We start from the raw sequence: 13,202 nt of genomic DNA, 5'->3' as shown, positions 1-13,202 counted from the left end.
ACGCGCGATGCAGGGGCACGGTGAGGGCGCGGGGCAGGAACCGCTTCGGTGGTGGCAGACGCGCTGGTTCGTGGCGGCGATGGCGCTGCTGGCGGCAGTGCCGCTGATCTGGCCAGACATCCCGCCGCTGGTCGACCTCCCCGGCCATATGGGCCGGTACCGCGTTCAGCTCGCGCACGGACAGGTGCCGTGGCTGGGCGACTGGTATAATTTCGACTGGCAGCTGATCGGCAATCTGGGCATCGACCTGCTGATCGTCCCGCTCGAGCCGATCATGGGGCTCGAGCTCGCGGTCAAGCTGATCGTGCTGATGACGCCGGTGCTGACCGCGACCGGCCTGCTCTGGATCGCGCGCGAGGTGCATGGCCGCATCCCCGCGACCGCGCTGTTCGCGCTCCCGATCGTCTACAGCTTCCCCTTCCATTTCGGCTTCGTTAATTTCGCGCTGGCGATGGCGTTGGCGCTCAACGCCTTCGCGCTGTGGCTGCGGCTCGCGCGGCTGGGCCGGTTGAAGCTGCGCGCCGTCCTCTTCGTGCCGATCGGGCTGATCCTGTGGGTCTGCCATACCTATGGCTGGGGGCTGCTCGGCGTGCTCGCCTTTGCCGGCGAGCTGATCCGGCAATGGGACCGCCACCCCGGCTGGTCGGAAAAGTGGAAGGCGCCGTTCTGGGCGGGTATCCACTGCCTTTCGCTGTTCCCGCCCGCAGTGCTGATGCTCGCTTGGCGATCGGGGGGGCACGTCGGCGGCCAGACCGCCGACTGGTTCAACTGGCGCGCGAAGATGCAGTGGGTCACGATGATCTTTCGCGATCGCTGGGAATTGTTCGACATGGCGACGCTCGCCACGCTGTTCCTGGTGCTGCTGAAGGGACTGCGCGACCCCAATATCCAGTATTCGCGGCACCTCAGCATCTCGGCGCTCTTCCTCGTCGCGGTCTATGTGCTGCTGCCGCGCATCGTCTTCGGCTCGGCCTATGCCGACATGCGGCTGGCGCCCTTCGCGCTCGGCATCGCGCTGCTGGCGCTCCGGCCCAAGCCCGGCATCCCGATGCGCAATGCCGCGCTCTTGGCGGCGGCGGGCCTCGCCTTTTTCGGGGTACGGATCGCCGCCACCACCTACAGCTTCTGGCTCTATGACAAGAGCTACGACCGCGAACTGGCCGCGCTCGACAAGCTGCCCCAGGGCGCGCGCCTCATCACCTTCATCGGTGAGACGTGCCGCTACGAATGGAAGATGTCGCGGCTGGAGCATCTCCCCGGCATCGCGCTCGAGCGCAAGCTTGCCTATGCCAACGACCAGTGGTCGATGGCGGGGGCGCAGCTTCTCACCGTCAAGCTGCAGGGCGCGCGCGGGTTCAACCACGACCCGTCGCAGATCGTGACCGACGTCAAATGCGCGCGCGAATGGTGGCGACCGATCGCCGTCAGCCTCGCCCGCTTCCCGCGCCAGACCTACGACTATGTCTGGATCGTCCAGCCGCCGAAATACGACCGCCGGCTGGAGGCGGGGCTGATCCCCGTCTGGCGGAACGGCACCAGTGCACTGTTCCGCGTCGACGACGCCGCGCGGGCGCCGCAACTGATGATGCAGGACCTCGGCCCCTACGGGCCGGAGATGAAGACGCGGATGGAAGCGATCAACCGGGCGAACCGGGCTTCCTGAACGGCGTGAGCTCGCCGAGATATTCGGCCTCGCGCTCCACCGCCAGCCGTTCCCGCTCGACGAAATCGGCGACCGCGCGGCGGAACGACGGATCGGGGATGTAGTGCGCGGACCACGTGGCGACGGGCGCATAGCCGCGCGCCAGCTTGTGCTCCCCCTGCGCCCCCGCCTCGACCCGAGCGAGGCCGCGCGCGATCGCCGCATCGATCGCCTGATAGTAGCAAAGCTCGAAATGGAGGAACGGCACGTCCTCGCTGCACCCCCAGTAGCGGCCGTAGAGCGCGTCGGCGCCGATCAGGTTGAGCGCCCCGGCTACGGCCATCCCGTCCCGCTCGGCCAGGATCAGCAGCACCCGGTCGCCCATCGCCTCGCCCAGCATCGAGAAGAAGGCGCGGGTCAGGTATGGCCGCCCCCATTTGCGGCTGCCCGTATCCTGATAGAAGAGCCAAAACGCATCCCAGTGCGACTCGGTGATCTCCGCCCCGGTCAGGTGCCGGATCGTCAGGCCCTCAGTGGCGGCGGCGCGCTCCTTGCGCAGGTTCTTGCGCTTGCGGCTGGCGAGGTCGGCGAGGAAATCGTCGAAGCTCGAATAATCGCGATTGGCCCAGTGGAACTGCACCCCCTCGCGCACCAGCCACCCCGCCGCCTCGAACGCGGGGATTTGTTCGGCCTCAACGAAGGTCGCGTGCGCCGACGACAGGCCGTTCTGGTCCACAACCGCCTCGATCGCGGCGATCAGCGGTGCGGGCTCGGCCCCCTCACGCAGGAGCAGGCGCGGGCCGGGCACCGGCGTGAACGGGACGGCGACCTGAAGCTTGGGATAGTAGCTCCCCCCCGCCCGCTCCCACGCATCGGCCCAGCCATGGTCGAACACATATTCGCCCTGGCTGTGCGTCTTGGCATAGGCGGGGGCGATCGCCGCGGGCCGTCCGTCCGCCCCGTCGACCACGATCGGCAGCGGCGTCCAGCCGCTCCGCCCGCCGACCGAACCCGAGCGTTCGAGCAGCGACAGGAACGCGTGGCTGAGAAACGGATTGTCGCCCCCCGCGCACGCATCCCAGTCGGCGGCGGCGATCTCGCCCACCCCGCGTGCGATCCGCGCCGTTACAGCCACTTGAGCGCCTTGAATCGCAGATAGAGGATCGTGCACAGAGTCGCGATGACGCCGAGCACGACGAAATAGGCGCCCTTCACCTTCAGCTCGGGCATGTAGTCGAAGTTCATGCCATAGATGCCGGCGATCGCGGTCGGCACCGCCAGGATCGCCGCCCATGCCGCCAGCTGCCGCGTGATCGCGCCCGTCCGCTGCTGTTCGAGCAGGTTGGAGACTTCGAACACCTGCCCCAGCACTTCGCGCAGCGTCGCCGTCGTCGATTCGGTGCGGCGCAGATGGTCGAGCACGTCCTTGAAATAGGGTCGGATGTCGCGGTCGATGCAGGGCACGTCGAGGTTGACGAGCTTGGCGACCAGCTCGCTCATCGTCACCGTCACCCGCTGGAACCGGATCAGCTGTCGGCGGAACGTGAACAGCCGCGCGGTCTGTTCGCGGGTCAGGAAGCTGTCGAGCGTCGACTGCTCGATCTCGAGAACCTGTTCCTCGATCTGGTCGATGATCGGCTGATACCCGTCGACGATGAAGTCGAGGATCGCGTGGAGCACATAATCGGTCCCGCGCCTGAGCAGCGCGGGCGAGGTTTCGAGCTCCTTACGCAACTCGGTGTGCGCGCGCGCCGATCCGTGGCGGACGGTCACGACGTGATGCTTGCCGACGAAGATCGCCGTCTCGCCATAGCGGATGTGATCGCCGTCGAGATGCGCGGTGCGCGCGACGACGAACAGCTGCTCGCCGTAAATGTCGAGCTTGGGCAATTGCTTGCCGTTGATCGCATCCTCCACCGCCAGCGGGTGCAGGTGATAGCGATCGGCGATCGTGCGCAATTCCTCCTCGCTCGGCTCATAGAGGCCGATCCACACGAACTCGTCGTCGCCGTGGCATTCGGGCATCGCGTCGATCGAGACGGGACCGACGCATTTGCCGGCGCGATAGAGGGTGGCGGCGACGACGGTCATGCGCGCGCTATCTGGGCGGGCGCGCGACGGTTCGCAATGGCTTCAGGCGCCGGGTACGACCATCAGCCGTACCGATGCGTCGGGGCTGCCCGACAACTGGATCAGATGGCGGCCGGCGGGCAGCTCGAAATCGACGATCTTGCGCATCCCCGAACAGCGCGGGCCATGGCCGTGTCCGATCGAGGCGACGGCCTTGCCGCCCGAAACCAGCTCGATCCACGCGGGCGCCGACAGCGCCACGCGGACCTTGCCCGCGCGGGCCGTGTCGAAGGCGACGAGGCCGCCATGGCTGTCCGCCGCCGCTGCCTTTTGCGGCGGCGCGGGCAGCTTCAGGTGCGCGGCGGGATGCAGCGCCACCTCGACAGGCGTGCCGATAGCGATCGTCGGCGCGTTCGCGTCGGCGGCGGCCGAAACCGGCGCCCCCTGCCCCCATGCGGACAGCGCGGCCGGAACCGGCTCCGCCCCGGCGGGACAGGCGGCGGTCTGGAGCATCAACAGCGCGGCGAGCATCGGCATCGGGGTTCCTCCGGGATCGCCGTCACGCTAGCGTGCGCCATGACACTCGCCAAACTTGCGGCGACAGGTGTATTGATTATCTAATACGGTTGAAGCCGGTGCCGATCGCGGCCATCGTCGCGGGCACCGGACGGAGGATGGAATGGCGACCGAGACGACGACTGCCGAACCCGCACTGAAGCTGACCCCGCCCGATCCCGTGCCCGCGGTCGCACCGACGCAGGCCGCCGGCCTCGTCCCCGTCGATGCGGCCAAGAAGTCCGAGCTCGAACAGCGCGTCGATGCTTTCATCGACGATCTGGTGGCACAGGACGTGAACTCGCCCGAGTTCGGCAAGCGCGTCGATGCGATCAGCGCGATGGGGAACAAGGAAATCCGCGACGCGGCGGGCCAGTCGAACCGCTTCCTCGACCGCCCGGTCCGCGCGATGGACCAGGAAAGCGGCGTCGGCGCCGACCTCCTGGCGCTCCGCCGCACGGTCGAGGATCTCGATCCCGGCAAGAAGGGCGACCTGTTCACCAAGAAGAAACTGTTCGGCATCCTGCCCTTCGGCGACAAGATGCGCGACTATTTCGACGGCTATCAGTCCGCGCAGAGCCATATCGCCGCGATCCTGAAGCGCCTTGCCTCCGGCAAGGACGAGCTCTTGATGGACAATGCCGCGATCGACACCGAGCGCGCAAACCTGTGGGCGGCGATGGGCCGGCTCGAACAGATGATCCACCTGTCCAAGGCGATGGACGCCCGGCTGGAGGACAAGGCCAACGAGCTCGACCACAGCGATCCGGCCAAAGCCAAGGCGATCCGCGAGACCGCGCTCTTCTACACGCGCCAGCGCACGCAGGACCTGCTGACCCAGATGGCGGTGACGGTGCAGGGCTATCTCGCGCTCGACCTGGTCAAGAAGAACAACGTCGAGCTGGTGAAGGGCGTCGATCGCGCGAGCACCACCACCGTCTCGGCGCTGCGCACCGCCGTTACCGTGGCGCAGGCGCTGACCAACCAGAAGCTGGTGCTCGAACAGATCACGGCGCTCAACACCACGACCGCGGGCCTGATCGATTCGACCGGCGCGCTCCTCAAGTCGCAGACCGCGCGGATCCACGAGCAGTCGGCGTCCTCGACCATCCCGCTCGAGACGCTCCAACGCGCGTTCCAGAACATCTACGACACGATGGACGCGATCGACACGTTCAAGCTGAAGGCCCTCGACAGCATGAAGACGACGGTGACGACGCTGGGCAACGAGGTCGAGAAGTCGAAGGGCTATATCGCCCGCGCCGAGGGCGCCGCGCAGAATGGCGCAAGCGGCGGCCAGACCTTCAAGCTGGAGGCGCTGTGAGCGAGGTCGACGCCCAGATCGCGCGCGCGAGCGAAGCGCTGGAGCGCGCGCGGGAGCGCCGGTCCAGCCTGTCGCGTCGAGCGGGTCGGCGGCGCGAGGGCACGGTCATCCGCCGCGTTGGCGCGATCGCGCTGGCGGACGGGCTCATCATCGCGATCGCGCTGATGATTGGCATGGTAACGCCGCTCGGCACGCTGGGCGCGATGATCGTCATGGGCCTGTTGATCGCGACGACGCTCGTCATCGCCTTCGCCCGCACCGACGCCGCGCCGACGCCGGAGAAGCTGGCCGAAACCCCGCTGAAGGCATTGCCGCTCCAGACCGAGCAATGGCTGGAGGGCCAGCGCCTCGCCCTGCCCGCCCCCGCGCGCACGCTGGTCGATTCGATCGGCGTGAAGCTGGAGACGCTCTCGCCCCAGCTCGCCCGCCTCGACGAGCGCGAGCCCGCCGCCGCCGAGGTACGCAAGCTCGTCGCCGAGCAGCTCCCCGAACTGGTGAAGAGCTATCAGCAGGTCCCCGAACCCCTCCGCCGCACCGAGCGCAACGGCGCGACGCCCGACGCGCAGCTGGTCGAGGGGCTGAAGGTGATCGACCAGGAAATCGCCACCATGACCGCCCAACTCGCGCAGGGCGACCTCGACCTGCTCGCGACGCGCGGGCGGTATCTCCAGATCCGCTATCAGGGCGACGAGGCGCTCTGACCGACGTCGCGATCGACCGGCTGGCCCGCGCGGACCTGCCCGCGGCGCTTACGATCCAGGCCGCGGCCTATCCGCCGTTCCTGATTGAGCCCGCCGACGCGTTCGTCAGCCGGATCGACCATCCGGCCGGCTATTGCCTCGCCGCGCGGCGGGCGGGCGAACTGATCGGCTACATCCTCGCCCATGGCTGGCCGCGCGGATCGCCGCCCGCGGTCGGCACGATCCTCGATCCGGGCGCAGCGCGCGAAGTGCTGTTCCTCCACGACCTCGCGCTCGCCCCCGCCGCCCGCGGCCTGCGCGTCGGCGAGCGGCTGGTCGCGGCGGCGCTGGAAGCGGCGCGGCGGGACGGGTTGACCGAAGCCGAACTCATCGCGGTCGAGGGCGCGGCCGGTTACTGGCAACTGCTCGGATTCGTGGAAGCAACCACGACGCCCGCGCTTTCCGCCAAGGTCGCCGGCTATGGCAAGGCGGCGCGGTGGATGCGCCGCCCCCTCGCCGCCGCCTAGCCCGCGCCCAGTTCCGCCTTCACCTCTAGCGCCCGTGCGAACACCGCTTCGAACATCTCGGGCGTCAGGCGGCCGGTGTTCTGGTTGTAGCGCGAGCAGTGATAGCTATCGATCAGCACCTGCCCGCCCGGCATCCGGTGCTCGGCCAGATGCCCGAACTTGGCCTTGGGCAGCTTGCCGCCCAGCACCTTGACCGCCGACTGATGCGCGATCTGGCCTAGCGCCACGAACACGCGGGGAGCAGGAAGTGCGGCGATCTGTCCCTCGAGGAACGGGCGACAGGTGCGGATTTCCTCGGGCGTCGGCTTGTTCTCGGGCGGCAGGCACTTGACCGCATTGATGATGATCGCGCCCTTGAGCGCGAGCGTATCGTCGGGCTTCGCCTCGTACGTCCCCTCGGCCAGCCCGTACTTGCCGAGCGTGTCGAACAGCAGCACACCGGCATGGTCGCCGGTAAAGGGCCGGCCGGTGCGGTTGGCGCCATGCTTGCCGGGGGCGAGGCCGACGATCGCCAGCCACGCATCGGGATCGCCGAACGCATTGACCGGCGAATTCCACCAGTCCGGGTATTCGACCCGTAACGCCTCGCGGAATGCGACCAGGCGGGGGCAGCGCGGGCAGTCGCGCGGGGGTTCGGTATCGGGCAGGGGGCTTGGCGCGAACATCGGCCCGGCATAGGCGGGGGATCGTGGCGACGGCAACAACCTATCTGATCGCGCTCGGATCGAACCGGCCGTCTCGTCATGGCGGCCCGGCGGCGACGCTGGCGGCGGCGTTCGCGGCGCTGCCCGGCCAGGTGGCCGCGCGATCGCCGGTCCTGCCGAGCGCCCCTATCGGCCCGTCGCTGCGCCGCTACGCCAATGCCGCCGCGCTCCTCGACAGCGAGCTGTCGCCCCCGGCGATGCTGGCCGCGCTCAAGGCGATCGAGCGCGATTTCGGGCGGCGGCGTGGACGACGCTGGGGCGCGCGGACGCTCGACCTCGACATCATTCTCTGGGGCGGCGGCCGCTGGCGAACGCGCCCGCTGACGATCCCGCATGCCGCGTTCCGCACGCGCGATTTCGTGCTGACCCCCGCCGTCGCCATCGCCCCCGACTGGCGCGATCCGGTCACCGGCCTCACGCTTCGCCAGCTTCGCACCCGGTTGACCGCGCGCTGCTCCATCCCTAGGTCCGCGCATCGATGGTAGGGGTCCGTAGCTCAGTTGGTAGAGCAAGCGACTTTTAATCGAGAGGTCCCGGGTTCGAGCCCCGGCGGACCCACCATCGTCCCGCCCCCCTCAGTCGACGAAACCGCCGGCGGAGCCGCCACGCGGATATTGACGATCGGCGCGGCGCTGCGCATCGCGGGCCGATGACCGACTGGCACTTCTATCGCCCGGCGGAGGGCCATCGGCTACCGCATGATCCGCTGAACGCGATCGTCGCACCGCGGCCGATCGGCTGGATCAGCACCGTATCAGCGGACGGCACGCGCAACCTGGCGCCGTACAGCTTCTTCAACCTAATCAACTACCAGCCGCCGCTGATCGCCTTTTCCTCGGTCGGGCGAAAGGACAGCGTCGCCAATGCGCAGGCGACGGGCGACTTCGTCTGGAACCTCGTGACCCGCGCGCTCGCCGAGCAGATGAACGCAACGTCGGCGATGGTGGCCAGCGACGTCGACGAGTTCGCGCTCGCCGGGATCGACGCCCTGCCCTCCCGCCTCGTCCGGCCCGATCGCGTGGCGGCCAGCCCCGTGTCGTTCGAATGCATCGTCACGCAGGTGGTGCAGCTTCAGACGAAGGAGCATCGCGCGCTCGACCAGTGGCTGGTGATCGGCGAGGCGGTCGGCATCCATATCGACCGCGCGATGCTGGAGGACGGCGTCTACCAGACGGCACGCGCGCGACCGATCACGCGCGGCGGCGGGCCGGGCGACTATTTCGAGATCCGCGAGGACGCGCTCTTCCGGATGATGCGCCCGCGCTGACCGCAGAACCCGGCAGCCATTTCAAGTAGTGCCGACACTGACCCTTAATAACGATCTAAGATCGACGACCTCGGTATGCCGCCTTAACTTTGGCTTATCGAACGGCGCGTAGATATCGGCGAATGAAAGGGGCGGGCCTCGACCTACGGCGATGGTTGCGATCGGGGTCGGCACCCGACGCCGACGTGTCGGCCACTATCACGGCCCTGCTCTACGCCCTCATCGCCCTCGCCATCGTCACCGCGGTGATCGCCACGACCTTCCTCACTTGGCAGGCGGATCGCGACGCCAACCGGATCGCCGCCGCGACGGTCGCCGGCGCGATCGATCGCGAGCGGTCGCGGATCAGCAACGAGACCTATATTAACGCCGTCTGGGACGACGCGGCCGACCACGCTTACGGCGCGATGGACGCGCGCTGGGTCCAGTCGCAATGGGGCACGCCGATCGGGCGCGGCTATGTCATCGACGCCGCCGGGCGAACGCTGTTCGGCCATATCCCGGAAGGCCCCGCCCCGCCCCTCGACCGGATGATTGAGCCGGCGATGCTGAAGACGCTGCTCGCGCGGCTGCCTGCGACCGAGGCGGAGGTGCGGGCGCGGCGCGATGCACAGGTGCTGATCGGGCGCTTCGGCGGCCGGCCGGCGCTGATCGGCTTCTCGCCGATCGTGCGCGAGAAGGGCCCCGTCCGCCTCGACCGTCGAATCTACCGGATCTTCGTCGACGTCCGCGCGCTCGACGACGCGGTGCTGGCCGAATGGTCGCAGGGTTTCGGGCTGAAGGGACTCGGCTGGCGTGAGGCCGGGGCGTCGGCGGACGACGATGCCTCGACGCTGATCCGCGATTGGCGGGGCCGGCTGCTGGGCGTCATCGTTTGGCAGCGGCTGGTGCCCGCGATCATCGCGCTTCGCTCGATGCTGCCGGTGCTGGCGCTTTGCCTGTTCGCCTTCGTGGCGATCGGCGCGGCTGTGATCCGCCGCGTGCGCCGGCTCAACGATCGGCTGGCCGAACGGACCGCCGCCGCGCTTGCCGCCGCCGACGGGGAGCAGGCCGCGCGCGTCGCGGCCGAGGCGGCGCAGGATGCGGCCGAACGGGCGCTGCACGCGGCCGAGGCCGCCCGGCGAGCGGGTGAGCGGGAGGCCGAGCGCCGCCTCGCCGACGCACTTCGCCACCGCAGCGAGCTTGCGCGATCGACCACGCTGATCGCCGACCAGCTCGAACGTACGATCGGCGCGCTGATCGGCTCCCTGCGCGAAGTCGCCGACGCGCTCGACGACAGTGCCGACCAGACGCTGCTCACCGTGGTCGACCAGCAGCAGCGGGCCGAGGCCGCGGATGCCGTTGCCGCCGACGCCTCCGAAGCCACCGCGTCGCTGCTCGACGGGATGCGCATCCTGGCCGCCGATGCCGAACTGATCGCCAGTGAGGCCGAACGCTCGGCAGAGGCGACGATTGAGGCGGCGGGCCATTCCGCCACCGTCCAGAGCGCCAACGCGGCGCTGGTGCGGACGGTCGCGCTGATCGAGGAGTCGTCGGACCGGATCGCGACGCTCAGCCAGGCGACGAACCTGCTCGCCCTGAATGCCGCGCTCGAGGCGGCGCGCGCGGGCGAGAACGGGCGCGGCTTCGCCGTGGTCGCGCAGGAAGTCCGCAATTTCTCGCAGGCGACCGCCGTCACGACGCGAGAGATCGCCGCACGCGTGGCCGAGATCGGTACCGCGACGCATGCCGCCGTGCGGATGAGCGATGCGCTGAACGCCGCACTCGACACGCTCGCGGCCTCCGCCTCGCAAACCGTCCACTCGGCGACGCAGCAGCATCGCACCAGCGCCGACATCCGCGGCACGATCGGCGCGATCGAGACGAGCACCACGTCGCTGCGCCAGACGTTCCGCGCACTAATCGACACGTTCGAGCGGACCGAAGCCGCCGCGCGGGAAACGCGATCGATCAGCGCGGCGGTCCGCTCGCGCACGCAGGCGCTCCAGAGTGAATGCGACCGCGTCGTCGCCCTATTGCGCGGCGCTGCCTGATCGATCGCCACGGCGGGTGCGCTATCCGCGTGTCAAATCATCGCGATCAATGCGGGTATGCATACGCCGCCGAGAGATGGATGCCCCGCGTGGATTCGAACCACGATTGACGGAGTCAGAGTCCGTAGTCTTACCATTAGACGACAGGGCAATGTCGGCAAGGCGCGCCACATAAGATGCGGTTTCGGGGCGGTCAACCCACGAAAGTGCGGCCCTTGTCGCAAGGGGCGCGCTGCGTTAGCTTGGCACCCAAGCACCGGCGGCAATCTTTGCCGTGACGGATAGAACATAAAGCGAGATACGGCATGGGGGATCCATCCGCCCAGTCGCCGAAGCGGCGCCGACCCGGACCGGCGCCTGCCCGTTCGGCCGACCCGCCCGGCAAGCGTCGCCATCATGGCGGCGAGGCGCGGCATTATGCCGCGCTCGACCTTGGCACCAACAATTGCCGGCTCCTGATCGCGCGGCCGCAAGGGGGCGGGTTCGCGGTCATCGACGCGTTCTCGCGCATCGTCCGGCTGGGCGAGGGGCTGGCGGCCAGCGGCCGGCTATCCGATGCCGCGATCGAGCGGACGATCGCGGCGCTTCGCATCTGTGCCGACAAGCTGAAGCGCCGCAACGTCACGCTTGCCCGGTCGGTCGCGACCGAGGCGTGCCGAAGGGCCAGCAACGGGCCGGAGTTCATTGCGCGCGTCCGCGCCGAAACGGGGATCATGCTCGATATCATTTCCGCCGAAGAGGAAGCGCGGCTCGCCGTGCTCGGCTGTCATGCGCTGCTGGAGCCGGGCGACGGGCCGGCGCTGGTCTTCGACATCGGCGGGGGGTCGACCGAACTTGTCCTCGTCAACAATTCCGAACCCGCGCCGCGCGTGCTCGACTGGCACAGCGCGCCCTGGGGCGTCGTCTCGTTGACCGAGGGGGTGGCCGCGCGCCCCGACGAGCCCCTGCTCGATCATTATGCGCGGATGAAAGGCGCAGTCGCGACCGCCTTTGCGCCATTCGCCGGCCGCGTCGGGCGGCCCACGGGAACGCCGCGCCTGCTCGGCACCAGCGGCACGGTGACGACGCTGGCCAGCGTGCATCTGGGCCTTTCTGCCTATGACCGCTCGGCGATCGATGGCCTGATCGTGCCGGCCGCGGCGATGCGCGAGGTGAGCGGACGGCTCGCCGGCCTCGACCTGGCGCAGCGTTCGAAGGTGCCGTGCATCGGCAGCGAGCGGGCCGATCTGGTGGTCGCGGGCTGCGCGATCCTCGAGGCGATCCTCGACCTGTGGCCGGCCGAACGCCTCGGCATCGCCGATCGCGGCATCCGCGAGGGGATCCTCCGCCGCCTGATGGCGAGCGCGGCATGAGCCGCGGTCCCGGCGGGCGAGTCCGCGTCAAGACCGCGCGCAACCGCACCGCGCAATCGACGCGGTGGCTGGAGCGCCAGCTCAACGATCCGTACGTCAAACGCGCCAAGGCCGAAGGGTATCGCAGCCGCGCGGCCTACAAGCTGATCGAGCTCGACGAGAAGTTCGCGTTCCTGCGCGGGGCGAAGCGCGTGGTCGACCTCGGCCTCGCGCCCGGCGGCTGGAGCCAGGTGGTCAAGCGCCGCCTGCCGAACGCCAGCGTCGTCGGCATCGACCTGCTCCCCGTCGATCCGATCGAGGGGGTGACGATCCTCCAGATGGATTTCCTGTCCGACGCCGCCCCCGACCGGCTGCGCGAGGAACTGGGCGGCGAGGCCGACCTCGTCCTGTCCGACATGGCCGCCAACACCGTCGGTCACCCGCAGACCGATGCGCTGCGCACCGCCGCGCTGGTCGAGGCGGCGCACCTGTTTGCCTGCGAAATACTGCGCGAGGGCGGCACCTTCGTCGCCAAGGTGTTCGCCGGCGGCGGCGACAGCGCGATGGTCGCCGAAATGAAGCGCAATTTCGCTAGCGTGAAACACGCCAAGCCGCCATCGAGCCGCAAGGGATCGGTGGAGTGGTTCGTCGTGGCCGCAGGGTTCAAGGGGCGGCGGGGGTAAGCCCTTTCGTCACCCCGGACTTGTTCCGGGGTCCACCGGTCCTAATGGCGCTGACGTAAGCGGCGGCAGGCCGAGCCCGACCGGAAGATCGTTCCAATCGGGATTGTCGCGCTCGATCAGGTTGCGCTTCCAGTCCCGTCGCCAACGCTTCAATTGCTTCTCGCGCGCTATCGCCGCTTCCATCGTGGCCGCCGTTTCGTACCAGACCAGCCGCTTCACGCCGTATCGTTTTGTGAACCCGTCCAATGTACCGCTTCGGTGCTGGACGATACGGGCAAGCAAGTCGGACGTCACTCCGACGTAGAGAACGCCATTTGTCGCACTCGCCATGATGTAGATGCACGGGACGCGCTCTCGATCCATCCGCCTTGATTGCCGCGAGGTGG

14 protein-coding genes and 2 tRNA genes are annotated in these 13,202 nt (G+C 68.8%); 10 read left to right on the top strand and 6 right to left on the bottom strand.

From position 1 onward, the window contains the following. Nucleotides 1-7 precede the first annotated feature (7 nt). The gene (locus FHR19_RS07500) at nucleotides 8-1,663 is read left to right on the top strand and encodes a hypothetical protein (RefSeq protein WP_184026537.1); all 1,656 of its coding nucleotides are present in this window, start codon (nucleotides 8-10) and stop codon (nucleotides 1,661-1,663) included. On the opposite strand, the gene FHR19_RS07495 is transcribed toward FHR19_RS07500, so the two are convergent. From FHR19_RS07495 to FHR19_RS07490, 3 genes are read right to left on the bottom strand one after another with little or no spacing between them, the layout of a single operon-like run. Beyond that, nucleotides 1,638-2,777, bottom strand: a complete 1,140-nt coding sequence (locus FHR19_RS07495; protein WP_343053203.1) for a GNAT family N-acetyltransferase — start codon at nucleotides 2,775-2,777, stop codon at nucleotides 1,638-1,640. The two genes, FHR19_RS07500 and FHR19_RS07495, sit on opposite strands and share 26 nt — an antisense overlap. Further along, nucleotides 2,768-3,733 (bottom strand): magnesium and cobalt transport protein CorA, encoded by a 966-nt coding sequence (locus FHR19_RS17655; RefSeq protein WP_246359392.1) that lies wholly within the window; start codon nucleotides 3,731-3,733, stop codon nucleotides 2,768-2,770. Before FHR19_RS17655 ends, FHR19_RS07495 begins: the two co-directional genes overlap by 10 nt. A 42-nt stretch (nucleotides 3,734-3,775) precedes the next feature. Further along, a complete protein-coding gene (locus tag FHR19_RS07490; RefSeq protein ID WP_184026531.1) occupies nucleotides 3,776-4,249 on the bottom strand; it encodes a hypothetical protein in 474 nt (157 codons plus the stop codon). 142 nt (nucleotides 4,250-4,391) lie between these two features. Between FHR19_RS07490 and FHR19_RS07485 the strand changes: the two genes are divergently transcribed. The 3 genes from FHR19_RS07485 to FHR19_RS07475 are packed head-to-tail and all read left to right on the top strand — an operon-like array spanning nucleotide 4,392 to nucleotide 6,798. After that, nucleotides 4,392-5,591 (top strand): toxic anion resistance protein, encoded by a 1,200-nt coding sequence (locus tag FHR19_RS07485; protein WP_184026528.1) that lies wholly within the window; start codon nucleotides 4,392-4,394, stop codon nucleotides 5,589-5,591. Beyond that, nucleotides 5,588-6,292, top strand: a complete 705-nt coding sequence (locus FHR19_RS07480) for a hypothetical protein (protein WP_184026525.1) — start codon at nucleotides 5,588-5,590, stop codon at nucleotides 6,290-6,292. Before FHR19_RS07485 ends, FHR19_RS07480 begins: the two co-directional genes overlap by 4 nt. After that, complete coding sequence (locus tag FHR19_RS07475; protein WP_184027606.1) at nucleotides 6,289-6,798, top strand: GNAT family N-acetyltransferase; 510 nt, start codon at nucleotides 6,289-6,291, stop codon at nucleotides 6,796-6,798. Before FHR19_RS07480 ends, FHR19_RS07475 begins: the two co-directional genes overlap by 4 nt. Here FHR19_RS07475 and FHR19_RS07470 read toward each other — a convergent pair. After that, nucleotides 6,795-7,463, bottom strand: coding sequence for a uracil-DNA glycosylase (locus tag FHR19_RS07470; RefSeq protein WP_184026522.1), 669 nt, complete (start codon nucleotides 7,461-7,463; stop codon nucleotides 6,795-6,797). The genes FHR19_RS07475 and FHR19_RS07470 overlap by 4 nt on opposite strands. Nucleotides 7,464-7,486: 23 nt before the next feature. Here FHR19_RS07470 and folK point away from each other — a divergent pair, with 23 nt between their 5' ends. The 4 genes from folK to FHR19_RS07450 all read left to right on the top strand — a co-directional run bounded on the left by folK (nucleotide 7,487) and on the right by FHR19_RS07450 (nucleotide 10,802). Continuing rightward, a complete protein-coding gene (folK, locus tag FHR19_RS07465; RefSeq protein WP_343053202.1) occupies nucleotides 7,487-7,987 on the top strand; it encodes a 2-amino-4-hydroxy-6-hydroxymethyldihydropteridine diphosphokinase in 501 nt (166 codons plus the stop codon). Then, a tRNA-Lys gene (locus tag FHR19_RS07460) sits at nucleotides 7,988-8,063 on the top strand. Between the two features lie 88 nt (nucleotides 8,064-8,151). Beyond that, nucleotides 8,152-8,769: a flavin reductase family protein gene (locus tag FHR19_RS07455; protein ID WP_184026517.1), complete on the top strand. Its 618-nt coding sequence runs from the start codon at nucleotides 8,152-8,154 to the stop codon at nucleotides 8,767-8,769. A 185-nt stretch (nucleotides 8,770-8,954) separates the two neighbouring features. Further along, a complete protein-coding gene (locus FHR19_RS07450) occupies nucleotides 8,955-10,802 on the top strand; it encodes a methyl-accepting chemotaxis protein (protein WP_184026514.1) in 1,848 nt (615 codons plus the stop codon). A 77-nt stretch (nucleotides 10,803-10,879) separates the two neighbouring features. Here FHR19_RS07450 and FHR19_RS07445 read toward each other — a convergent pair. Continuing rightward, nucleotides 10,880-10,953 (bottom strand) — tRNA-Gln (locus FHR19_RS07445). Nucleotides 10,954-11,107: 154 nt separating this feature from the next. Between FHR19_RS07445 and FHR19_RS07440 the strand changes: the two genes are divergently transcribed. Together FHR19_RS07440 and FHR19_RS07435 are read left to right on the top strand one after the other, a co-directional pair. Then, nucleotides 11,108-12,154 (top strand): Ppx/GppA phosphatase family protein, encoded by a 1,047-nt coding sequence (locus tag FHR19_RS07440; RefSeq protein ID WP_184026511.1) that lies wholly within the window; start codon nucleotides 11,108-11,110, stop codon nucleotides 12,152-12,154. Next, a complete protein-coding gene (locus FHR19_RS07435; RefSeq protein WP_184026508.1) occupies nucleotides 12,151-12,816 on the top strand; it encodes an RlmE family RNA methyltransferase in 666 nt (221 codons plus the stop codon). The genes FHR19_RS07440 and FHR19_RS07435 overlap by 4 nt, the downstream gene beginning before the upstream one ends. A 9-nt stretch (nucleotides 12,817-12,825) precedes the next feature. On the opposite strand, the gene FHR19_RS07430 is transcribed toward FHR19_RS07435, so the two are convergent. Further along, nucleotides 12,826-13,179, bottom strand: coding sequence for a GIY-YIG nuclease family protein (locus FHR19_RS07430; RefSeq protein WP_184026504.1), 354 nt, complete (start codon nucleotides 13,177-13,179; stop codon nucleotides 12,826-12,828). Between the last annotated feature and the right edge of the window lie 23 nt (nucleotides 13,180-13,202).

The organism is Sphingomonas yantingensis (genome assembly GCF_014199325.1).
In the GTDB taxonomy this organism is placed as follows: domain Bacteria; phylum Pseudomonadota; class Alphaproteobacteria; order Sphingomonadales; family Sphingomonadaceae; genus Sphingomonas; species Sphingomonas yantingensis.
The sequence above is the reverse complement of the archived record's forward strand: the minus strand, read 5'-3'. Positions and strand labels throughout refer to the sequence as shown.